Source organism: Rubrobacter calidifluminis, from assembly GCF_028617075.1.
Taxonomy (GTDB): Bacteria; Actinomycetota; Rubrobacteria; order Rubrobacterales; family Rubrobacteraceae; genus Rubrobacter_E; species Rubrobacter_E calidifluminis.
Genome location: NZ_JAQKGV010000009.1, coordinates 33,415 through 55,973 on the forward strand (window position 1 = coordinate 33,415; position 22,559 = coordinate 55,973).

Consider the following 22,559-nt stretch of genomic DNA (forward strand, 5'->3'; position numbering starts at 1 on the left):
CTGGATCCTTCGCACAAGCCTTCCTCCTTTCCCACCTGTCCGCCATGCTCCGTCAGAGCCATCTGGAAAACCCGGCGAAGCGAATACCTGAAGGCGATCCAACCGAAACCCTGAGGAAACGTTCGCGCACGCCTTTCCTTTCGCTCCACCGATCATTTTCAGTTTAGCACGAGGGCTTTTTCTCGTACACACGCTGAAAACTCCCCTCCGGAGACATCAGCGTATAAAATCCGCTCGGTTATGCTTGAGAGGGAACATCACCTGGCTCTCCTGGAGGAGTTGTCGTGTTCCAGGGCCCTGCTCCCGTTCCGGGGGTTGATCTCCCCGCTCGTCTCCTACGACAGGAAGCACAACAGCGACCTCGTGCGTACGTTGCGCGTCTTCTTCGAGGCTAACGCTAACGCGAGCGAGGCGGCTGAGAGACTCTTCCTGCACCGTAACAGCATGACCTACCGACTAGCGCGCATCAGCGAACTGACGGGGTTAGACTTAAAGGACCCTTCAGCTAGGCTGGCCCTGCAGCTGGGACTCCTTGCTGAGAAGCGACAGGGAAAGGAGATAAGCGATGAGAGCTAGCACCAGAAACCGACTGCCCGGCACAATAACAGAGGTGGTGAAGGGTACCGCGGCGACGAAGGTCTCCCTCCAGGTCGGCGACAACCACATGGTGGCTCTCATTACCACAGAGAGCGCCGAGGAACTCGGCCTGCGGGTGGGCCAGCATGTCACCGCCCTCGTAAAGGCCACCGACGTCATGATCCTCGCAGAAGACGGCGAATAGAGATTCCAGGACGAATCGACATATAGGGCAAGATCTGCTTTCACTCGAAGGGCAAGCCAACGAGCGAAGTAGATGTATAACCGCACGCTGCAAACCACCGGAAACTCAATGGCACCAGATCAGAGATTTGCTTTCGGGCAAGCCCAAAGAAAGGGTTCGCACGACCAGAGATGACCGCATCTTCGTAACAACGGCTGTTTGCCGGTGCCTTGCTCAGCGGTGCAATATGCCCGAGCGTTATGGCAACTGGAAGATCATCCACAAGCGATTCACTCGCCGGGTAAGGGCTGGTGTACGGGAAGAGGTCTTCGAGGTCTTGACGAGCGATCCGGATAACGGGTACACCTGATCGGCAGTTCAATCGTAAGGACTCACCGGCAGGCGGCTACAGGAAAAAGGAGACTCCAAATGAGGCTTTGGGACGTGGTCAAAGAGGTTGGAGTACCAAGGGTTACATGACGGCCAAGGCTCCGGAGCGTCAGATGCACTTCATCATAACTGCGGGTCAGGCTAGCGACTCGCCTCAAGCGGTCGTTTACTTGATGAGCTCAAAAACCGGCCACGCGATTGCAGACAAGGGCTACGACACCGAAGGATCTATCCCTGATCCTGCCCGGTGATCCTGGCGAGGAAGGATTCGAGTTCTTCTGCTCTGGAGAACCTTATCTCGATCTTCCCCCCCCTCTTCAGTGCCCTGACCCGGGTGGGTAGTGATAGTGCCCGTTGTATGTCTCGAGAAACTCTTTTATAGTCCTCTTCACGAGAGGGAGGATTGTTTTCTTCTCCCTCTCTGCCCTCCGACCCTTCTTTCTCCCGGACCTGCCCCTGGTTCAGCAGCTCTCTGGCCCGCCGTTCGGTCGCACGAACCGAGAGCTTCTCTCGCACCACCTGTTCCGCCAGACGCCTCATCTGGTCTTCGTCCTCCAGTGACAGGAGCACCCTGGCATGCCCCTCCGAGAGCTTCCTCTCCACCAGCATCGTCTTGATGGAGTCCGGTAGCTGCATCAGGCGCAGCGTGTTGGAGATTGCAGCCCGGCTCTTTCCCAGCCTCGCCGCGAGCTGTTCTTTGGTGAGCCCGAAGCTGTCCATCACGGCCTGATACGCCCCCGCCGTTTCCAGCGGGTTGAGATCTTCGCGCTGGATGTTTTCTACCAGGGCGAGCTCCACAGCCTCACCTTCTCCAGCCTGCCTTATGAGCACCGGAACACGGTCCAACCCAGCCTCTCGGGCGGCCCTGAGGCGCCTCTCCCCGGCTATGAGCTCGAACCCGCTCCCGGCCGGTCTGACCACCAGCGGTTGGAGTATCCCGACCTCTCTGATCGAGGCAGCCAGCTCCCGTATCCCTCCCTGAGGGAACTCGCGCCGCGGCTGGCGGGAATTGGGACGTATCGCCGTGATGGGGAGCTCTTCGAACCTGAACCCCGCGACGCTCTCGCCCGTAGCGATGAGCGCGGAGAGTCCGCGCCCCAGTCCCCTCCTACCCACGACTCTTCACCTCCTCCGCCACCGCAGCGTAGGCCTCAGCTCCGATGCTCTTGGGAGCATAAAGAATGATGGGCAGACCGAAGCTAGGCGCCTCGCTCAGCCGGATGTTGCGCGGGATCATGGTCCTGAACACCCTGTCCCCGAAGAAGGCCCGGACGTCCTCGGCTACCTGCTTGGCGAGGTTCGTGCGGACGTCGAACATCGTGAGGAGAACACCGCCTATCTCGAGCCTGGGGTTGAGATACTTCCGTACCTCGTCTATCGTTTCCCTCAGATGGTTCAACCCTTCGAGCGCGTAGTACTCGCACTGCACCGGTATGAGTGCCTCGTCCGCCGCCGTGAGGGCGTTTATGGTCAGAAAGTCGAGGGAAGGCGGGCAGTCGAGTAGTATCCTGCCATACTTCCCCTCCGGAAGCTTTTCTATGGCTTTCTTGAGCTTGAACTCACGTGCGAGCGCGGAGGTCAGCTCGACCTCCGCTCCAACCAGATGGACGCTCGAAGGCGCGAGATACAGTCCCTCGATCCTGGTGGAGACGGCTATCTGATCCAGAGGCTTTTCTTCGAGCAGCACGTCGTACATGCACGGGCCATCACCGGGTGTTACCCCCAGCCCGCTGGTGGCATTGGCCTGAGGATCCATATCGACCACCAGCACCTTCTCCCCCATCTTGGCTAGATATGCACCCAGGTTTATGGCCGTAGTGCTCTTCCCGACCCCACCTTTCTGGTTCACTATGGCTATTACTCGCCTCACCGTACGCATCTTAACACGGCCGACACCTCCCACCTCATCGTCCTCCGCCTAGGGGCGCCCTGCGTATCCGTCCGGAAGCCCTGGGAAAGTCCCCCGGCGTCCCGCTCTCTTTCCTGACGAGAACCAGCCGGTGCCCGACGTTTCCCACCTCGGGCAAAAACTCGACCGGGCGCACCGAAGGTCTACCTCCACCCAGGATCGCGGCGGCCCGCTCCCCCCCACTCAACTCATCCTCAGATACCGCTCCCTTCATAGCAACGGCCATGCCACCGATCTCCACGAGAGGAAGGGAATACTCCAGTACCACATCCAGAGCCCCCACCGCACGGCTCACGGCCACCTGGAAACCTTCCCTGCTCCGAGTCCGCGCCAGCTCTTCCACCCTCCCCATCCAGACCCTGGCATTAGAAATGGAGAGCTCACGGATAACACGACACATGAAGGCGGCCTTCTTTCCCGTCGACTCCACGAGAAGCACGTCGACCTGGGGGAGCAGAATCGCGAGCGGTATGCCCGGGAGCCCTCCTCCACTCCCGATGTCCACCAGATCGCGGACATCGTCCATTAACCCGCCAGAGGCACAGGAGAGAGAGTCGAGCAAATGCCGTTTCACTATCCTTTCCGGGTCGCGGTCCCCGATCACGTTGGCCCTCTCGTAGGATGCCAGAATCTCCACGTAACGGAGAAGCAGACCCAGCTGCCCACTCCCCAACTCCCATCCCCAATACCCCAGCTGCTCCTCAATGAGGAGACCCCAGTCCTCCCGTTTCACGTGAAACGCCGTCCAAACCTTCGTGACGAACTATCGCGACAGATGTTTGTTTTTACAAACCATTGTCGCCTACCGACGTGTTTCACGTGAAACACGCCGGCGGACCGGGGCTATCTTGACGCGACGATTTTCGCCGGATCCCTCGCTGAAGGTGGTCACACGTTCATCGTCCCGCAGGAAGAGGTGAACGATTCTCCGCTCTGCGGAACTCATGGGCGGGAGTTCGATGGTTCTGCGCTCACGCACGGCTCTGCGGGCGCTACGGTGGGCCATACCCTGCAGGGCTTCGATCCTGCGCTGACGGTATCCCTCCGCGTCAAGGATGATTCTCTTGGTAAAACCGTGACGCTTTGCCACGGTCACGTTGACAAGGTACTGGAGGGCATCGATCGTCTCACCCTTCTGTCCAATAAACAGGCCTGTCTCCACAGCGTCGACGTCGGCGGCTATGTAGTCACCAGCGTCGTAGACTTCAACGCGTCCCTCAATGCCCATTTTCGAAACCGCTTCAGAGAGGTAGTCTCTTATGTCATCCAGAATCTCTGCGGGGACTTCGCTTCCGGAGGCGGATACTTCTGGTTCAGGCTGGCCATTCTCCTCGAACTTCTCTTCCTTTACGAAGTCCGCGGTGGGGGAGATGAACGCCTGGCTACCGGTTGAGGTATGTTCCGCCTCTTCGGGTACCCTGACGGCGATACGTGCGTCTCTGGCACCTATACCGAGGAAACCCGAAGATCCCTCATCGAGGATCTCGTACTGCAAGACGCGCTCGTCGAGGCCCAGTGAAGCACGGGCCTTTTCAAGCGCTTCTTCGACCGTTGCTCCGTTGAACTCAAGCGATCGACTCATTTCTTCTTCTTTCTCCGCTTCCTCTTTGCTACCTTCCTGGCGTGAGCTGCCGCTTCCTCCTGAGTCATAGGCCTTTCTGGTTGCTGGCGATCCTCGCCGCCGGCCGGCCGGCCGGTACCGGCGATACCGTGGCCGTAGATAGCGTAGTTCTGAACTATCGTGACCAGATTGGTCGTGATCCAGTACATAAAAAGACCGGCCGGGAAATTCCACAGGAAGATCATAAAGACGAACGGCAGGATCAGCATGAGGACCCGCTGCTGGGCCGGAGCCTGATTCTCGCGCATTGTGATGGCCATACCGGCGGCCATGGTCAGAGCGGATATGATGGGTAGGATGTGGTATGGGTCAGCCTGGGAAAGGTCCGTGAACCACAGGAACCCGCCGGTCCTGAAACTCGGGACCTGGGGTGGCTGGCCGAAGTAACCGCCGAACTCCCGGATCACGTAATAGAGGCTCAGGAAGATCGGGAGCTGTATCACGGCGGGGAGGCAACCGCTAAGCGGGTTTATCCCCCGCTCTTGGAAGAGCCGCATTTGCTCCTCCCGCTGCCTCTGCGGGTCGTCCTTGAACCTCTCACGAATCCTCTTGAGCTCGGGCTGCAGCTGCTGCTGTGCCCGCATACTGCGAACCTGTCTTATGGTGAGGGGAAACAGCAAAAAGCGAACTATGGCGGTCACGACCACGATACACGACCACCACGGCAACCCCAGCGCGTGGAAGAATTTCAGCCCGTCACCAAGCGGGCTTATCAGGGGGCTCAGCACGTTCTCGAAGAACCGAACTATGCCGTTGTTGGTCGCGCTCGCAGCAAGGAGAATGTAGGTTGGATCAGTCATCTTCAGCTCTTCGTATCAACCGTCCGATCAATCAACCGCTCGTGGGGTGCACGAGCCGAAACTCTGGTAGGATGCAGTATAACCCCTCCTGGCAGGAGAATACCTAAGAATCACCACCACTTACCTTCTGCCCGACGTTCGTCAGACGCTCAAGGGCACGGTCAAACTCGGATTCAAGGTCCTCAAATTCGGCCGAGGCCGCCGCAGGACGGACTGAGACCACGAGGTCGTATCCCTCACCCCCGAGATTCGAACTGCGTGCTGAGAATATCTCCCTGATCCTGCGCCGGAGCTTGTTGCGGACCACTGCCGTCCCGACGCGTTTCGATACGGCCATGCCGAGCCGGGGGTTCTGCAGGCCGTTGGGGTAGAGGTGCACGGAGAGAAGCCTCCCCCTGTACACCCTACCCTCACGGTAGACACGCTCGAAATCCCGAGAATCGGTGAGACGCATCCTTCTGGCCCGGGTCAACCTCGTGCCGGGGGACCGGAGAACGGTGGGCGATCAAACGGTCAGACGGCGACGTCCACGCCTGCGACGGGCGGCAAGTATCCTGCGACCACCCACGCTGCGCATCCGCCGGCGAAACCCGTGGGTTTTGGCACGCTTGCGCCGGTTGGGCTGATAGGTACGCTTCATGTAAGACCTTCCCTTCTCGGTACGTCCATCAGAATACGTTCTCCCGGTCAGTATATCCAAAGAGCATAACGGCATCCAAGCGCACACGAGAACACAAAGACGATCCCTTTCACGCGATGCTGGCAAGAAAGTGCTGCAAACAAGCGGCTATACCGCAAGTTTCAGGCGGCGTATAGAGGATGTTGCGCTGGAATAAGCGAGATTATCCACAAAGTTATCCACAGCCTGTGGATAAACCTGTGGATAATAAGATCAATAGGCTGCAAAAGGGGATTTTTTTATCTCAGATTCTGGCATGAGCAAAGACAGTGCGTTAAATTCCGTGGCGGGGATGATCAGAGCGGAGCAGACATCAGGTGAACCGGGACGGGCTGAGGTAGCGATCAGGGTGGCCGTCTATGGCGAAGGGGGCAACCCGGAGATAATGGAGATCTCCGCCTCCGGTCCCCGTGCGGCCACCTCGAAGTTCACCCGTCTGATCATGGAGCACGTGGCGGGTGGGTTTCCCGAAGAAGCGCTGCGCGAGATACTTGAGAACCTGATACACGCGGACTACCGGGGCGTCGTCGTCTCGATTCTGGATGGGGGGAGGACAGTGAGGGTCTCCGACAGGGGGCCTGGGATAAGAGACAAGGTGAGGGCGATGGAGTTTGGCTTCAGCGGAGCCAGTCCGGAGGCTCTGAGACACATCCGGGGGGTCGGGGCGGGGCTGGGTATCGCACGCGAAGCCGCGGTGAGGGCTGGTGGAAAGATAGAGATAGAAGACAACATAGGCACCGGTACGGTCGTCACCATCTCGACGAAAAAGGAAGAGGGTTCCCGTTCGAAGGAGAAACCAAGCCGGCCGCGCTACCCGGATGCCGTGCCGAAGATAAATCTTTCCGAACGACAGCAGAAGACCCTGCTGACGGTAATGGAAGAAGGGGAAGCGGGTCCATCCACCGTGGCCGAGGTGCTGGAAGTAAGCGTGAGCACGGCCTATCGCGACCTCTCCGTGCTCGAGGAGCAGGGTTTGCTCCTGTGCGAGGAATCTGGAAAGCGCGTCATCTCACCCCTCGGACGAGATCTCGTTCAGGCCATAGTCTCCAGCTGGGTGTAAGGGGGCAGAGAGTCGTGGCGCGCAGGGTAGAAGAAGTCTGGGCAGAAGTACTCAACCGCATCGCCGAGGAGGTCGACGAGTCCTCGCTCAAGGTGTGGTTCGAGAGCATCGTGCCGGTGGGGCTGAGCGACGGCAGACTCGAGATCTCAGTGCCCAACTCGTTCGCCAAGGAATACATAGAGAGCCGTTTCCGACCCACGCTCGAGGATGCTCTGGACCACACCCTCGGACGCAGCGGCAGCACTGTCGAGGTCCTCGTGGGAGGGACGGGCAGAGAGAGCGGGCTGGAGCGCGGCAGCGGCGTCGAGCACGTCCTGAGTGCCAGGACACCGAGGCCTTTCAAGGCGAAGTACACCTTCGACACGTTCGTAATCGGGGCTGGCAACAGGTTCTCTCATGCGGCGGCGATGGCGGTGGCCGAGTCCCCGGGCGTGGTATATAACCCGCTCCTGATCTACGGAGGGGTGGGCCTCGGCAAGACACATCTGCTGCACGCAGTCGGTCAGTACGTCGAAGAGCAGGACCCCAGCATGCGCGTTCGTTACGTCACCTGCGAACAGTTCACGAACGACTTCATCAACTCGATAGGGGAGAACGATCCTTTAGGCTTCCAGAAGCGTTACAGAGAGAACGACGTACTCCTGATCGACGACATACAGTTCCTTGAGAACAAGGTCGAAACCCAGGAGGCTTTCTTTCACACCTTCAACGCGCTCTACGAAGAAAACAAGCAGATAGTGATCACCTCCGATAGACACCCGCGATACATCCAGACCCTCGAAGACAGGCTCGTATCGCGCTTCGAGTGGGGACTCGTCACGGACATAAAACCGCCCGACCTGGAGACCAGGATAGCCATCCTGCGCAAAAAGGCGGCGATGGACAAGCTCGAGGTCGACGACGACGTTCTGACCTTCATCGCCTCGAAGGTCTCGACGAACATCCGGGAGCTGGAAGGGGCTCTGGTACGTATCCTGGCCTACTCATCACTCTACGGAAGGGAGGTCACCGTCGCACTCGCCGAGGAAGTACTCAAGGACATATTGCCCGACCAGCCCTATCGCGAAATACCAATAGAGCTGATCCAGCACGAGGTGTGCAGATACTTCGGCATCGCCCGTCAGGACCTCATAGGCTCCAGCCGCTCCAAAGCCTTCGCCTATCCCAGACAGGTAGCCATGTACCTGTGCCGTGAGATAACCGACGAATCCCTCCCAAAGATAGGACGTGCATTCGGGGGTCGGGACCACTCAACGGTCATGCACGCCACAAACAAGATAGCCAACCTCATCAACAATGATCGGGACGCTTTCAACCAGATCCACGACCTCACACAACAGATAAAGTCAAAGAGGTAGAGAAAACAAATCCCCTCTGCCTACACCGATTCGCTGATGACCCCATTACCCCAGGGGGGTACTTTGCAACACCGTAAGAAACGCACGTTTCTTTAGTTATCCACACTCTGTCCACAGGAATGCACCCAGCCTGTGGATAACTCGCCCGTGTTATCCACAGAAGTGGATGAGTTATCCACAGAAACTGTGGATAACCGGCCTTGTCTGTGGATAAATCCATACGGTTGATCGTATAAGTTACAAATTTCAGGCATACTTTGCATGCCGACTTGTGGATAACCCTGTGGATAAGAGGGGTACAAGCTGTGGATAACCCTGTGGATAGAATTGTGGATAACACGGGCCTGTGGATAACTCGCGAGTTATCCACAGGATATCCACAGGGCGGGGTGGGTTATCCACAGATTTTATCCACAGGAGGTTTGGGTGTTTTCCTGCTCTGGAAAAGGGTTTTCCAGAGTTATCCACACTATCCACAGGCCTTATTAATATTATTATTCTAACTAAGATAAGGTTGAGTATTAATAATAAGGTCGAGAGGAAGGTCGCATGAGAGCTGTTTGTAACACGGATCAGTTTGGCAGGAAACTCGCGCTGGTCTCGCGGGGGGTGTCTACGCGATCAACGGTTGACGTATTGGGAGGGATACTGGTCGAGGGGACCGAGGGGGAGCTCAGACTCTCGGCGACCGACATGGACGTATCGATACAAACCACCTCTCCTGCGGAGGTGGAGGAAGATGGTCGGGTAGTCATACCGGCACGCATCTTCAACGACATAGTACGATCGCTGCCCATCGGGGATCTTGTGCTGGAGTACGAGGCTGCTGAGGGGACGGTGAGGCTCGCCGCGGGCAGGAACGAGTACCGCATCAGGGCTTACGCGGCGGACGAGTTCCCGGGGCTGCCGGTATTCGAGGCCTCCGACGCCTTTGCCATTTCCGGGGAGGTTTTGGTAGAGACCGTGGAGAAGGTCTCCCGGTCGTATTCCAGGGACGAGACCCGTCCGGTCCTTACCGGGATACTCGTGAGCTTCGAGGGGTCACGGTTGAGGATGGTTACGACCGACTCCTACCGGCTTTCCATAAAAGAGACGGATATCGTGAGCAGCTTCGAGGGCAGGAGGGATGCGATAATCCCTGCCAGGGCCATGCAGGAGGTGGGCAGGATCTTCTCTGGATCTGAGGAGGAGAACATAGAGGTCGTGCTCGGGGAGAACCAGGCGCTTTTCCGGGTGGGCGACGTGTTGTTCGGGACGCGGCTCATCGAGGGGAATTTCCCCGAGTACGGCAGGCTCCTTCCCGAGAGGTTCGAGCGGGAGATATCCGTTCCGCGCGAGGATCTGATGGGCACCCTGCGCAGGGTTAGCCTCTTTGCGCAGCGCCAGACTCCGCCCGTTCCGGTGACGCTTTCCTTTTCTGAGGGGGAGGTCGAGGTTTCAGTACGGAGCCAGGAGATAGGAGAGGCCCACGAGAAGCTACCCGCCACGAGCGAGGAGGAGTTCCAGATCTCGTTCAACCCTGGATATCTGCTCGACGGGGTCTCCGCCGTCGACTCGGAGCGGGTGCTCTTCAGGTTCAACGAGTCGCTCAAGCCGGCGCTCATTGTGCCGGGAGGGGAGAAGGAGGAGGACGACGACTTTCTCTATCTCATTATGCCGATGCGCGATCCTGCACACGTCTGAGACCGGGAGGAGTCTTGCAGCTGCCCGCCGGCATGACGCTTGGACAGGCCCTGAAGGCGGCTGAGGTCGTCAGCAGTGGGGGGGAGGCCAAGGTACTGATCCAGAGCGGGGAGGTGCGTGTCAACGGTGCGGTGGAGACCCGCCGGGGGCGCCGGATGAGGGGTGGCGACGTGGTCGAGGTCGCCGGGCGCCGCATAGAGTTCCGCTGATATGCGCTATATCCGTGCGATACGGCTTGTGAACTTCCGGAACTACGCGGATGCCAGCGTCGTTTTCTCTCCCGGGCTCAACGTCGTCTACGGCGAGAACGCGCAGGGGAAGACAAACCTGCTCGAGGGCGTGGCGTTCGCCGCTTCGGGCTCTTCTCCCCGCACCGCCAACGACTCGGAGGTGGTGCGGTGGGGGGCTGGGTTTGCCCGGGCGGAGATGAGGGTCTCCCTGTGGTCTTCCTGTGAGCGGCGGGTGTCCGTCGGTTACGCACCGGGGCAGAGGAAACGCCTGATCGTCGATGGTGCTCCGGTCGGGTCTCTGGCGGAGTATGCGGCCGGTGCCGCGGGGGTGCGCGCGATAACTTTCTTTCCGGACGACATAAGGATTGTCAAGGGGGCTCCCTCCGACCGGAGGGAGTTCATCGACTCTCTGCTTTCCACCCTCAAGCCGTCCTACGCCCGCGCGGCCTCCGAGTACACCAGGGCCGTACAGCAGCGCAACCAGCTCCTGCGCCGCATACGCGACGGCCTCTCCTCCCGCAGAACCCTCGACACGTGGGATAGGAAGGTGATCCAGCTTGGCCTGACTCTGCTCAAGGAGCGCTCCGGTGCGTTCCCCGCCCTCGCCGAGCACTTCACACGTTCTCTGAGGGCGTTGTACGGGCCTGAGAAGGCCGCCGTGCGCTATCGCTATAGTACGACCCCGGAGACGTACGTGCAGGCCCTCAGAGACGCGCATGAGGGCGATATAGAGCGGGGGACCACCTCGATCGGTCCCCACCGGGACGACCTGGAGGTGCTGCTCGGCGGGGTGAACCTCACGACCTACGGGTCGCAGGGACAGCAGAGGCTTGCGACCCTCGGCCTCAAGATCGCCGCCAGGGAGTTCATCAGAGAGCTTGCCGGTGAGGATCCCATCTTGCTCTTCGACGACGTGATGAGCGAACTCGACGAGAGAAGAAGGCGGTACCTCGCCGAGTATTTTCTCGGGAGTGCACAGGCTCTGGTTTCAACTACCAACCTCGAATACTTCGAGGGGGAGACGCTCTCCAGGTCCCGTGTGGTGCGGGTGAGGGGAGGAGCGATACTCGAGGTTGCAAAAGGAGAGATGTCGCCCTGAGGTGGGTTGCCTGAAAGCCGCTTGCGAATGCAGCAAAGAGCCCCACGAGTGGTGTTGGGAAGACGTACAAGTTATGTTACAATCCTCAGGTGCAAAGCTATGTGTACAGTGTCCGGCCCGAACGGGTTCTCGCGGTTCTGGTAGCAATTGGAAGGAAGGGGATCTCTCTTGACGGTTGATCCTGCCCTGAAAAATTCCAAGGGTGACTATGATGCCAGTTCCATACAGGTTCTGGAGGGACTCGAGGCCGTAAAGCGGCGGCCGGGGATGTACATCGGGTCCACGGGACCTAGGGGTCTGCACCACCTCGTCTGGGAGATAGTGGACAACTCGATAGACGAGGCTCTGGCCGGATACTGCACGAGGATAGACGTGACCGTACACAGGGATGGTTCCGTGAGCGTCGACGACGACGGGCGCGGGATGCCCGTCGGAGTGATGGAGAAGTACGGACGTTCGGCGGTCGAGGTGGTGATGACCACGCTGCATGCCGGCGGCAAGTTTGGCGGTCGAGGCTACAAGGTCTCCGGCGGTCTGCACGGAGTGGGAGTCTCGGTCGTGAACGCCTTGAGCGAGTGGCTCGAGGTCGAGGTGCGGCGTGATGGTCACGTCTGGAGCCAGCGGTACGAGCGTGGTTTCCCGGTGAGCGAGCTCGAGAAGGTCCGGAAGATGAGGGATGGCGAGCCGACCGGGACGCTCGTGCGCTTCAAGCCGGATCCGGGAGTCTTCACCGAGACGGTGGAGTTCTCCTTCGACACCCTGAGCCGTCGTTTCAGGGAGTCCGCTTTCCTCAATCGGGGGCTTGAGATACGGCTGGTGGACGAGCGTGAAGAGGGGCGGGAGGTCACCTACCGCTACGAAGGCGGGATACGCGACTTCGTGGCGCACATAAACCAGTCCAAGGACCCGGTGCACAAGACGATCTTCTACTGCCACCGCGAGGACAAGGCGGGGGACGTGGAGATCGCCCTGCAGTGGAACTCCGGGTACCAGGATTCGGTCTTCACCTTCGCGAACAACATCAACACCCACGAGGGAGGGACGCACCTCTCGGGATTCCGTTCGGCGCTCACGCGCACCGTAAACGACTACGCCCGGCAGAAGAACCTGATCAAGGAGAAGGAGGAGAACCTCACCGGGGACGACATCCGGGAGGGGCTCGCGGCGGTCATCTCGGTCAAGCTCCGGGAGCCGCAGTTCGAAGGGCAGACCAAGACCAAGCTCGGGAACACCGAGATCAAGGGTCTCGTCGAGAGCACGCTCGGGCGGGCTTTTTCGGAGTTCCTCGAGGAGCACCCTGGCGAGGCGAAGGCGATCGTCGGGAAGGCGTTGCAGGCGGCGAGGGCCCGGCAGGCGGCGCGCAAGGTGCGCGATACGATCCGCAAGGGGTATCTGGAGAGCTCGACCTTGCCGGGCAAGCTCGCCGACTGTTCCTCCAGGGATCCGGCGCGCAGCGAGCTGTACATCGTGGAGGGGGACTCGGCCGGGGGGTCGGCCAAGCAGGGTCGGGACCGCAACTTCCAGGCCATCCTGCCGCTGCGCGGCAAGATCCTGAACGTCGAGAAGGCCACGATGAACAAGGTCCTCTCGAACGCCGAGATACAGGCCATGATCAGCGCGATCGGCGCCGGGGTCGGCGACAGCTTCAACCTCGATGACGCCCGCTACCACAAGATCGTGATCATGGCCGACGCCGACGTGGACGGCAACCACATAAGGACGCTGGTCCTGACCTTCCTCTACCGCAACATGCCGGAGCTCATCGAGGCCGGGTACGTGTACATCGCCCAGCCGCCGCTCTTCAAGGTCACCCACAACCGGCGGGACTACTACGTCAAGAACGAGGCCGAGCTCAGGGAGCTGATGGACCGACTGGGGGCGAACGGCAACGCCGAGGTCAGCCGGTTCAAGGGGCTTTCGGAGATGAACCCCCAGCAGCTGTGGGAGACGACGATGGACCCGTCGCGCAGGACGCTTTTGCAGGTGACGATAGACTCGGCGGCGGTGGCCGACGAGCTCTTCACGGCGCTCATGGGCGACAAGGTCGAGCCAAGACGCGAGTTCATCGAGGCCAACGCCAGGGAGGCGAAGAACATAGATGCTTGATACGTTCTCGGGGAACATCCAGCCCCACCCCATAGAGGACGAGATAAAGGAATCCTTCCTCTCCTACGCGATGAGCGTGATCGTCGCGCGGGCTCTGCCGGACGTGCGCGACGGGCTAAAGCCGGTGCACCGGCGGGTGCTGTATGCGATGCATGACCTGGGGCTGCAGCCGAACCGGCGCTACCGCAAGAGCGCGACGGTCGTCGGCGAGGTCATCGGTAAGTACCACCCGCACGGGGACCAGGCGGTCTACGACACGCTGGTCAGGCTCGCGCAGGACTTCTCGCTCAGGTATCCGCTCGTCGACGGGCAGGGCAACTTCGGGAGCGTGGACGGAGACTCGGCGGGGGCGATGCGCTACACCGAGGCCAGGCTAGCGCGCATCGCGACCGAGATGCTCAGGGACATAAACGCCGACACGGTCGACTTCGTTCCCAACTTCGACGAGCAGCAGCGCGAGCCCGAGGTTCTGCCCGCGCGCTTCCCAAATTTGCTCGTGAACGGCGCCGACGGCATCGCGGTCGGGATGGCGACCCGCATCCCGCCGCACAACCTGGGCGAGGTCATAGACGCCACGGTGGCTCTTATCGACGACCCGGAGATGGAGGACGAGAGGCTCCTCGAGTACATCAAGGGGCCCGATTTCCCGACCGGCGGCGTGATCGTGGGCACCTCCGGGATCCGGGAGGCGGTGAGGACCGGGCGCGGTTCGATCCGGGTGCGGGCCAAGGCCCACACCGAGAACATCCGGGGTAACCGCACCCAGATCGTCGTCACCGAGATCCCCTACCAGGTCAACAAAGCGCAGCTGTTGCAGAAGATCGCCCAGCTCGTCAAGGAGCGCAGGATCACCGACATCTCCGATTTGCGCGACGAGTCGGACCGCAACGGGATGCGCATCGTCATAGAGCTCAAACGCGAAGCGGTCCCGAAGGTCGTACTGAACAACCTCTACAAGCATACCCAGCTGCAGCAGAGCTTCGGGGTTAACATGGTCGCGCTGGTGGACGGCGTGCCGCGCACGCTCTCCTACAAGCAGGCCATAAAGCACTACATAGACCACCAGTTCGAGGTCGTGACCCGCAGGACCCGCTACGAGCTCGAGCGCGCCCGCGCCCGGGCGCACATCCTGGAGGGTCTGCTCGTCGCGCTCGCCAACCTCGACGAGGTCGTCGAGACGATCCGGCGTTCGCGCAGCGTCGAGAGCGCCCGCAACAACCTGATCCGCCGTTTCCGCCTGTCGGAGCGGCAGGCGCAGGCGATCCTGGACCTGAGGCTGCAGCGGCTGACCGGGATGGAGCGCCAGAAGGTCGAGCGGGAGCACCGGGATCTGGTCGAGAAGATCGAGTACCTGGAGGGCGTGCTCGCCGACGAGTCGAAGGTCTACGAGATCATCAAGGCCGAGCTGCTCGAGATAAAGGCCGCCTACGGCGACGAGCGGCGCACCCAGATCACGCTATCCGAGGACGCGGACTTCGAGATAGAGGATCTCATTGCCGAGGAGGAGGTGGTCATCTCGATCACCGGGGCCGGCTACCTCAAGAGCGTACCGGTCAACTCCTTCCGCAAGCAGGGCCGCGGCGGGGTCGGGGTCAACGGGATGGAGCTCAAGGAGGGCGACTTCATCGAGCACCTCTTCATCACCACGACCCACCACTACATGCTCTTCTTCACCAACAAGGGCAAGGTCTACCGGCTCAAGGTGCACCAGCTGCCCCGGATGAGCCGGACGGCCCGCGGACGCCACGTGGCCAACCTGCTGCCGCTCTCGCAGGACGAGCACATAGCCGCGGTCATCGCCACGAGGGACTTCGGCGAGGCGGAGTACCTGCTCTTCGCGACCCGGCGCGGGATCGTGAAGAAGACCGAGTTCTCCGAGTACAACACGCCGCTGAAGAACGAGGGGATCATCGCGATCAAGCTCGCGGAGGGCGACGAGCTCATCGACGTGCGCCACGCCTCCAAGGGCGACGAGGTCATCCTCGTCACCCGGGAGGGCAAGGCGCTCAGGTTCCGCCAGGACGAGGCGCGGGCGATGGGCCGGGCCACGGCGGGCGTCAAGGGGATAACCCTCAAGGAGGGTGACGACCTCCTCTCGATGGACGTCATCTCCGACGATGCCGCGGACCTCTTCTTGATCACCGAGAAGGGGTACGGCAAGCGCACCCCGCTCTCCCAGTTCAGAACGCAGGGCCGGGGAGGGCAGGGTGTGATCGCGATGAAGACCGGGGAAGAGAGGGGACGCCTCTCCGGCGTGCGGGTGGTCAAACCGGACTTGCATGAGCTGGTGATAGTCTCTAACCTTGGGACGACCATACGTATAGACGCGGGCTCCGTCTCCCGGCAGGGGCGCAGCGCCCAGGGCGTGCGGGTGATGAACCTCCACGCCGGGGATTCGGTGAGCGCCGTGGCGAAGGTGGTTGCTTCCCGCAGTTCCACAGCCGGGGAGGCGGGGGTGAGCGACGAGCTCTCGCTGGAGGACATCGTCGGCGAGGAGCCAAGGGGGGCCTCGGAGGCCGGGCTCCCCGAAGCCGATCGAATGGAGGGGTGAAATGGACAGCTGTGACGGCGTCGTTGAGTGCACGGCACTCGTACTAGCCGAGAGCTGCACGGAGCTCGATGGCCGTCTGACCCTCTTCGGGGTGCTCGACGAGATCCTGACCGGGCCGGACGGGTCCGCATCCTTCGTCGTCTATGCCAAGTTCGAGGGGTGTGAGCACGCCGGGGGCGAGAGGCGTACCGCCCGCATCCTCGCCACCGACGATGACGGGTCGATGGTGGAGGAATCGGAGGAGTTCGACATCTGGCTCGACGGGCCCGAGAACTCCGCCACCATCGTGGCGTCCTTCGATCTGCCCGAGGGGTTCGAGCGGGAGGACGAGGTTTTGTGGATCGAAGCCGTGCTGGACGGCGAGACCGTGGCCCAGACGGCGCTCCCGGTCCGCGAGAGGTACAGCGTGTGAGAAGAAATATACAGGGTAGCCCGACCAGGCGCTTCTCTGTTCCGATCTAGCGAGGGAACTTATGCCCGAGGATCTGGCAATCTTCATCGACTGGGAGAACATCTACATCTCCACGGTTACCGAATACAACGCCAAGCCGAATGTCTCGGCGATCCTGGAGAAGGCGCGGGAGTTCGGCAGGATAGTCTCCGCGACGGCCTACGCCGACTGGACCGACGGGGACTTCAGGAACGCCCCGCCCACGCTCTACTCGAACGGGATCGCACCGCGCTACATCTCTGCCCGTTACTTCCCGGGGGGGAAGTCCTCGAAGCGTCGCACCAATTCGATAGACGTGATGCTCGCGGTGGAGTGCTCGGATTTCCTGCACAATCACCCGCAGGTGGGCACCTACGTGCTCGTGACCGGAGATGGGGACTTCATACCGCTGGTGAACCTGCTCCGGAGCCAGGGCAAGACGGTGGTCGTGATCGGGGTCTCCGAGGCGGCTTCCTACCACCTGATCGAGTCGGCGGATCACTTCATCTCCTACGCCTCGCTGCTCGAGGAGGAGCGGGCGGCCAAAGCCCGCGACCGGGAGAAGAAGAAGCAGTTCGACCCCTTCAAGGAGCTCGTGCGCGCGGTCGAGGCGCTAAAGAAGGGCAACAAGGCGCGCGTGCTCGGGCAGGTCAAGCAGCAGATGATCGTTCAGCTCGGATCGTTCGACGAGCGGGAGGCCGGCTTCAAGAAGTTCAAGGACTTCGTGGTCGAGGCCGAACGCCGGGGGCTCGTGAACACTGTGGACCAGGACATGGAGCTTCAGGTGTACCTCCCCGGCGAGAAGCTTCCCGAGCAGGGTGGACGTACCGAGGATAACGGTGTCAAGCACGAGGAGGAGGCCGAAGAGCGGGAGATCGAACGGGATGGGCTGGACCTCTACGAAGACCTCACGCCTTATGAGCTCAAGACCATCTGCGAGAGCGTGGACAGGCTCGGTGAGAGGGCCTCAATGGTCGAGATCGTCGGCGGCATCCGGGAGCTCGACGAGCGCGGAGAACTGGAGCTCTCCGAGGAAGAGATCGAAGAGGTCGTGGGAGCCCTGCTCGAAGCGGGCTACCTGGAGAAGGTGCGCGCCAAACCCTACGGGGCGGCTCTCTCCAGCATGAACTTCTACAGGCTCAACAAAGATCTCAAAGAAGTGAGAAACATCCTGAAAAACGCCGCCTGAGCATGCCCTGGCTCCTCAGTCCGCCAGTCTGTAGACCGTGAGGTTGGCGAAGAGCAGGGCTACCGCGATCTGGGCCACCGACAGCGCGAAAGTCTCGAGATCCTGCAGGATGCTGGCGTCGAGCATGAGCCGAAACGCCAGGATCAGACCGAAGCCGACGACGAACCACAGCCCCGCCTTCACCCTGTACGCCCGGGTCCTCTCGCGCCAGATAGCCATCCCGAACAGAGCCGGTATGTAGAACGCCAGCGCGAACGGGACGAAGTCCGCTATCCCACTCAGTATCCTCAGCAGTATCTCCATGTGCCCGATTTTATACCAGAGTGCTTACACTAAAATTTAGAGGTTACTGGAAAAATCTGATATGGTTGTGTACCCTAGGGCACCACATGTTCGGAGTTCGAGGGGTCTGTCGAGATGGGAATAAACCAGAGGGTTTCACTCAGGAAGTTCAAAGATGACATACGCCGTTGGGTGGAGGAAGGCAAGTCGGACGAATGGATCGCGAGTGCTCTCGGTACGAGTGCTTCTTCGGTCCAGTCCTTCAGGTCCCGGAACTCCATCTACCGCAGAGAGGTAGTTCCAGCGATCTACAGCCCCCGGGAGTACAGCCGTTACGAGGGTGTGCTGGAGAAGGGGGGAGAGCCTCCGGGGTGCCCCGGGGTCTGGTTCGATCCCGCCGTGGCCGACGATTTCAGGTGGAAGAGCGTCTGGGAGGGTACGGCGGAGGTGGAGGTCCGCATCACGCCGAGCCGGATAGTGCTGGTGAGGAAACAGAGATCGGATATATAATTACTCTTTGGAGGTCGGGCCGCCTGACCCGCCGCTGTATCCGTGACTGACGGATGCAGAGGAAAGTCCGGACTCGTAGCAGAGGCCGCCCGGGCTAACAACCCGGGGGGCGGCGGGCGTAAGCCCGCCGTCACGTCAAGTGCAACAGAGAGCAGACCAGCCGATGGCCGGTGCTCCTGCACCGGCACAGGTGATGGGTGAAAGGGTGGGGTAAGAGCCCACCGGCGGCAACCCGTAAGGGTGCCGGCCAGGTAAACTACCGGTGCGAGCAAGCCAAATTTGCCCGGTTTATTCCGGGCATGGTAGGCGCGGCCCCTCCCAGAGGGGCCCGGAAGGGTAGGTTCCCTTCCGGAGATGGATGGCGGGTTAAAACAGAATCCGGCTTACGGGGCGGCCCGGTCCCCTCTTTCGTCGTTTTCCCGAGCGGCGGTTTTGCTGCCGATCCGGCCGGTGAGAGCCAGAAAATGCGTTCACAGCTTGGTGGCCAACGATACTTTATACTGCACGGGTGTCGTGAAGTCTGACCAGAAGTCGCCTAGAGGGGAGAAGAGGTGTCGAGCATAGCAGCGGCCTGGAAGAGGTTACCCTGGTGGGTAGAGCCGATGACCGTGGTCATCGTTTTGGCGGGGTTTGGTATCTACTCGTTCATCGTCGTGGTCTTTGCTCAGAACAGCAGCTATCATAATCTCCTTTCCCCTTTCTATTCTCCGCACGTCGATTCGCCGGCAAGCTGGCTCTCCCCGGCGATGTTGGTCGCCTGGATACCGCTCGGGTTCAGGATCACCTGCTATTACTACCGCAAGGCGTACTACAGGGCGTTCTTTTGGGATCCACCGGCGTGCATGGCCCAGGCGCAGAGGCTCGAGCCCAGGCAAAGCTACAGGGGTGAGCGAGGCTTTTTCGTGTGGAACAACATCCACCGCTACTTTCTGTACGCCTCGAGCATTGTGGTCTTGTTTCTCTGGTACGACGCGATAAGGGCGTTTTTCCCCGGCGGCTCTTTCGGATTCTCCATAGGGTCGCTCATACTGCTCATCAACGTGGTGCTGCTGTCGATGTACACCGGGTCATGCCATTCGTTCAGGCATCTCATCGGGGGCGGCAAGGACTGCTACACGTGCATAAGGGGCGGGATGGCCCGCCGCAAGGCGTACGGGTGGGTGAGCCGGCTGAACACCCGCCACGCGCTGTGGGCCTGGCTCAGTCTGTTTTCGGTTCTGATCTCCGACATTTACATCCGGCTTCTTATAGCGGGCGTTATAACTGACATAAGGATCGTCTAGGAAAGGGGAAATCAGGTGGAAGGCAACGGACATCCCGGGAGCACTGCCCGCGAGGAATACGAGGTGCGCGAGCACGACGTCCTGGTCATCGGGGCCGGTGGCGCCGGTCTCCGGGCCGCGATCGCCTCGGCCCAGAAGGGAATGTCCGTGGGGGTCGTCACCAAGAGTCTCCTGGGCAAGGCGCACACGGTCATGGCCGAGGGTGGTATAGCCTGTGCTCTCGGCAACGTGGATCCCGATGACAGCTGGGAGCAGCATTTCATCGACACGATGAACAGCGGCAAGTTCATCAACAACTGGCGCAAGGTCGAGATATACACCAAGGAGGCGCCGGCCGGCGTCATAGAGCTCGAGCAGTGGGGGGCGCTGTTCAACCGCACGGAGGAGGGCAAGATCCACCAGCGCCCCTTCGGGGGGCACACCTACCGCAGGCTCGCCCACATCGGCGACCGAACCGGGCTCGAGATGATCCGGACCCTGCAGGAGAAGCTCCTGACCACCGACGCCGAGGTCTACATGGAGACCACGGTGACCAAGCTGTTCAAGGACTCTCAGGGCAGGATCTCTGGAGCCCTCGCGTACACCCGCGAGTCGGGGAAGTTCATCTTCTTCAAGACCAAGGCGATAGTCATGGCGACCGGAGGATGGGGTCGCATTTACAAGGTAACCTCGAACTCGTGGGAAGGTACGGGGGACGGGCTCTTCCTTGCCTACGACGCCGGGGCGGAGCTCGTGGACATGGAGATGGTGCAGTTCCATCCCACGGGGATGGTCTGGCCTCCTGGTGTGCGCGGTATCCTGGTGACCGAGGGCGTGCGCGGCGAGGGCGGAATCCTCAGGAACGCCAACGGCGAGCGCTTCATGGAGCGCTACGATCCCCAGCGGATGGAGCTCTCCACCCGCGACGTGGTGGCGCGGGCGAACTACACAGAGGTGCAGGAGGGACGGGGGACGCCGCACGGCGGCGTCTACCTGGACATCACACACCTCGGATACGACGAGATCATGAAGCGGCTGCCGACGATGCACGAGCAGTTCCTCAAGCTCGCCGACGTGGACATCGCGAAGGAGCCGATGGAGGTCTTCCCGACCGTCCACTACAACATGGGCGGGCTCAAGGTCGAGCCGGAGGATTGTTCGACGACGATACCTGGGCTCTTCGCCGCAGGGGAGGTCGCGGGCGGGCTGCACGGCGCGAACCGCCTCGGCGGGAACTCGCTCGGTGACCTGCTCGTCTTCGGCCGCCGGGCCGGAGAAGGAGCCGCTGAGTACGTCGAGCAGAGCACGCACGCCGCCGGAGCCCCCGACGAGGAGGTGCAGGCGGAGATACGGCGGGTGCTCGAGCCGCTCACGAAGAAGCCGAGCGACCGCGACGAGAGCCCGTACCTTCTGCAGGAGGAGCTGCAGGAGGCGATGATGCAGCATGCGAACCTCATGAGGGACGAGGACTCCCTCAAGGAGGGGCTCAGGAAGGTGCTCGCGATCAAGGAGCGCATCCCCCACGTCAGGGTCGGTGGTAGCAGGCTCTTCAACCCCGGCTGGCACGCTGCGCAGGACATCCGCTACCTCACAAATATCTCGGAGATCATCATCCGCTGCGCGCTCGAACGCAAGGAGAAGCGGGGAGCCCAGTGGCGGCTCGACTGCGACGAGCTGGTCGAGGAGTACGGGAAGATCAACTTCGTCGTGAAGAAGAACGAGAAGGGGGAGCCGGGCATCGAGCGGCGTGAGATCCCGCCGATGCCGGAGCATCTGGCGGCGCTGTTCAAGAAGGAGAAGACCAAGGTATGAGCGAGGGAGACGTCACGTCCCGGGCTCACGCGCCGGTTGGCGAGGAGGAGCTCGGCGGCACGGATCGGACGATAAAGCTGAACATCTTCCGCGGCGACGCCGGGGGCGGCGAGGAGGTAGAGTACGAGATCCCCTACGTGGAGGGGATGGTGGTGCTGGACGCCGTGCTCTACATCCAGGCCCACCAGGCGAACGACCTCGCTGTGCGCTGGAACTGCAAGGCGGCCCACTGCGGCTCGTGCAGCGCCGAGATAAACGGGATGCCGAAGCTGATGTGCAAGACGCGCATCGACGAGTACGAGGGCAAGGAGATACACGTGGGGCCGCTTCAGGCCTTCCCTCTGATAAAGGACCTCGTCACCGACGTCTCCTGGAACTACGAGGTGTCGAGGGGGATAACGCCTTTCACCACGAGCGAGAAGGCTCCCTTCACGCTCTACGAGGAGGACGTCGAGCGCCTCTACGAGCCGAAGAGCTGCATCGAGTGCTTCCTGTGCCAGGACGTCTGCCACGTGCTCCGCACCCACCACAAGCATCCGGAGTACGCCGGGCCGCGCTTCTTCGTGCGCAACCAGTGGCTCGAGATGCACCCGCTGGATGAGGCGAACCGTCTGCACGATCTCAAGGAGAAGGACGGCATCGGATACTGCAACATCACCAAGTGCTGCACCGAGGTCTGCCCGGTCGGAATCCACATCACGGACAACTCGATCATCCCGCTCAAGGAGCGGGTCGCGGGCGAGTACTACGACCCGGCCAAGTGGCTGATGCGCAAGATCCGGGGCCGCAGGAACGGAGATCGGGCCGCGGGTTAGCCTCGGAGCGGAA

The 22,559-nt window shown here is 61.1% G+C and carries 23 protein-coding genes and 1 other RNA gene; 16 read left to right on the forward strand and 8 right to left on the reverse strand.

What is annotated here, in order from left to right:
- The first annotated feature begins 240 nt into the window (after positions 1–240).
- Both PJB24_RS08610 and PJB24_RS08615 read left to right on the forward strand, forming a co-directional pair.
- On the forward strand, positions 241–576 hold the full coding sequence (locus PJB24_RS08610; protein WP_273844843.1) for a helix-turn-helix domain-containing protein: 336 nt from the start codon (positions 241–243) through the stop codon (positions 574–576).
- Positions 566–781 (forward strand): TOBE domain-containing protein, encoded by a 216-nt coding sequence (locus PJB24_RS08615; protein ID WP_273844845.1) that lies wholly within the window; start codon positions 566–568, stop codon positions 779–781. The genes PJB24_RS08610 and PJB24_RS08615 overlap by 11 nt, the downstream gene beginning before the upstream one ends.
- 597 nt (positions 782–1,378) lie before the next feature.
- On the opposite strand, the gene PJB24_RS08620 is transcribed toward PJB24_RS08615, so the two are convergent.
- The 7 genes from PJB24_RS08620 to rpmH form a co-directional block, all read right to left on the reverse strand.
- On the reverse strand, positions 1,379–2,266 hold the full coding sequence (locus PJB24_RS08620) for a ParB/RepB/Spo0J family partition protein (protein ID WP_273844847.1): 888 nt from the start codon (positions 2,264–2,266) through the stop codon (positions 1,379–1,381).
- Complete coding sequence (locus PJB24_RS08625) at positions 2,259–3,020, reverse strand: ParA family protein (RefSeq protein ID WP_273844849.1); 762 nt, start codon at positions 3,018–3,020, stop codon at positions 2,259–2,261. Before PJB24_RS08625 ends, PJB24_RS08620 begins: the two co-directional genes overlap by 8 nt.
- Positions 3,021–3,054: 34 nt before the next feature.
- Entirely contained in the window at positions 3,055–3,732 is a 678-nt protein-coding gene (rsmG, locus tag PJB24_RS08630) for a 16S rRNA (guanine(527)-N(7))-methyltransferase RsmG (protein ID WP_273844851.1), read from the reverse strand.
- A 129-nt stretch (positions 3,733–3,861) separates the two neighbouring features.
- Positions 3,862–4,641, reverse strand: coding sequence for an RNA-binding cell elongation regulator Jag/EloR (gene jag / locus PJB24_RS08635; RefSeq protein WP_273844853.1), 780 nt, complete (start codon positions 4,639–4,641; stop codon positions 3,862–3,864).
- On the reverse strand, positions 4,638–5,480 hold the full coding sequence (locus tag PJB24_RS08640) for a YidC/Oxa1 family membrane protein insertase (RefSeq protein ID WP_273844854.1): 843 nt from the start codon (positions 5,478–5,480) through the stop codon (positions 4,638–4,640). Before PJB24_RS08640 ends, jag begins: the two co-directional genes overlap by 4 nt.
- Before the next feature lie 103 nt (positions 5,481–5,583).
- Complete coding sequence (gene rnpA, locus PJB24_RS08645; protein WP_273844856.1) at positions 5,584–5,934, reverse strand: ribonuclease P protein component; 351 nt, start codon at positions 5,932–5,934, stop codon at positions 5,584–5,586.
- Between the two features lie 51 nt (positions 5,935–5,985).
- Positions 5,986–6,120, reverse strand: a complete 135-nt coding sequence (gene rpmH / locus PJB24_RS08650) for a 50S ribosomal protein L34 (RefSeq protein WP_273844858.1) — start codon at positions 6,118–6,120, stop codon at positions 5,986–5,988.
- 388 nt (positions 6,121–6,508) lie between these two features.
- Here rpmH and PJB24_RS08655 point away from each other — a divergent pair, with 388 nt between their 5' ends.
- From PJB24_RS08655 to PJB24_RS08695, 9 genes are all read left to right on the forward strand, one after another.
- Positions 6,509–7,219 carry an ATP-binding protein gene (locus tag PJB24_RS08655; RefSeq protein WP_273844860.1) on the forward strand — a complete coding sequence of 237 codons (711 nt, stop codon included), beginning with the start codon at positions 6,509–6,511 and terminating at the stop codon, positions 7,217–7,219.
- Between the two features lie 14 nt (positions 7,220–7,233).
- Positions 7,234–8,577: a chromosomal replication initiator protein DnaA gene (gene dnaA / locus PJB24_RS08660; protein WP_273844862.1), complete on the forward strand. Its 1,344-nt coding sequence runs from the start codon at positions 7,234–7,236 to the stop codon at positions 8,575–8,577.
- A 549-nt stretch (positions 8,578–9,126) separates the two neighbouring features.
- The gene (dnaN, locus tag PJB24_RS08665) at positions 9,127–10,260 is read left to right on the forward strand and encodes a DNA polymerase III subunit beta (RefSeq protein WP_273844865.1); all 1,134 of its coding nucleotides are present in this window, start codon (positions 9,127–9,129) and stop codon (positions 10,258–10,260) included.
- A gap of 32 nt (positions 10,261–10,292) precedes the next feature.
- Positions 10,293–10,469 (forward strand): RNA-binding S4 domain-containing protein, encoded by a 177-nt coding sequence (locus PJB24_RS08670; RefSeq protein ID WP_337959016.1) that lies wholly within the window; start codon positions 10,293–10,295, stop codon positions 10,467–10,469.
- A 1-nt stretch (position 10,470) separates the two neighbouring features.
- A complete protein-coding gene (recF, locus tag PJB24_RS08675) occupies positions 10,471–11,589 on the forward strand; it encodes a DNA replication/repair protein RecF (protein ID WP_273844870.1) in 1,119 nt (372 codons plus the stop codon).
- Between the two features lie 168 nt (positions 11,590–11,757).
- Positions 11,758–13,695: a DNA topoisomerase (ATP-hydrolyzing) subunit B gene (gene gyrB / locus PJB24_RS08680; protein ID WP_273844872.1), complete on the forward strand. Its 1,938-nt coding sequence runs from the start codon at positions 11,758–11,760 to the stop codon at positions 13,693–13,695.
- Positions 13,688–16,246, forward strand: a complete 2,559-nt coding sequence (gene gyrA, locus PJB24_RS08685; RefSeq protein ID WP_273844874.1) for a DNA gyrase subunit A — start codon at positions 13,688–13,690, stop codon at positions 16,244–16,246. Before gyrB ends, gyrA begins: the two co-directional genes overlap by 8 nt.
- Before the next feature lies 1 nt (position 16,247).
- A complete protein-coding gene (locus PJB24_RS08690; RefSeq protein WP_273844876.1) occupies positions 16,248–16,658 on the forward strand; it encodes a hypothetical protein in 411 nt (136 codons plus the stop codon).
- A 61-nt stretch (positions 16,659–16,719) separates the two neighbouring features.
- A complete protein-coding gene (locus tag PJB24_RS08695) occupies positions 16,720–17,865 on the forward strand; it encodes an NYN domain-containing protein (RefSeq protein ID WP_273844878.1) in 1,146 nt (381 codons plus the stop codon).
- Between the two features lie 15 nt (positions 17,866–17,880).
- Here the strand turns inward: PJB24_RS08695 and PJB24_RS08700 are convergent, their stop codons facing one another.
- On the reverse strand, positions 17,881–18,168 hold the full coding sequence (locus PJB24_RS08700) for a hypothetical protein (protein WP_273844880.1): 288 nt from the start codon (positions 18,166–18,168) through the stop codon (positions 17,881–17,883).
- 171 nt (positions 18,169–18,339) lie between these two features.
- Between PJB24_RS08700 and PJB24_RS08705 the strand changes: the two genes are divergently transcribed.
- From PJB24_RS08705 to PJB24_RS08725, 5 genes are all read left to right on the forward strand, one after another.
- Entirely contained in the window at positions 18,340–18,657 is a 318-nt protein-coding gene (locus tag PJB24_RS08705; protein ID WP_273844883.1) for a hypothetical protein, read from the forward strand.
- 15 nt (positions 18,658–18,672) lie between these two features.
- Positions 18,673–19,059, forward strand: an RNA gene (gene rnpB, locus PJB24_RS08710) — RNase P RNA component class A.
- A gap of 149 nt (positions 19,060–19,208) precedes the next feature.
- Positions 19,209–19,940: a hypothetical protein gene (locus tag PJB24_RS08715; RefSeq protein ID WP_273844885.1), complete on the forward strand. Its 732-nt coding sequence runs from the start codon at positions 19,209–19,211 to the stop codon at positions 19,938–19,940.
- 15 nt (positions 19,941–19,955) lie between these two features.
- Positions 19,956–21,731: an FAD-binding protein gene (locus tag PJB24_RS08720; RefSeq protein ID WP_273844887.1), complete on the forward strand. Its 1,776-nt coding sequence runs from the start codon at positions 19,956–19,958 to the stop codon at positions 21,729–21,731.
- Positions 21,728–22,546 (forward strand): succinate dehydrogenase/fumarate reductase iron-sulfur subunit, encoded by an 819-nt coding sequence (locus tag PJB24_RS08725; protein WP_273844889.1) that lies wholly within the window; start codon positions 21,728–21,730, stop codon positions 22,544–22,546. Before PJB24_RS08720 ends, PJB24_RS08725 begins: the two co-directional genes overlap by 4 nt.
- The last annotated feature ends 13 nt before the right edge of the window (positions 22,547–22,559 follow it).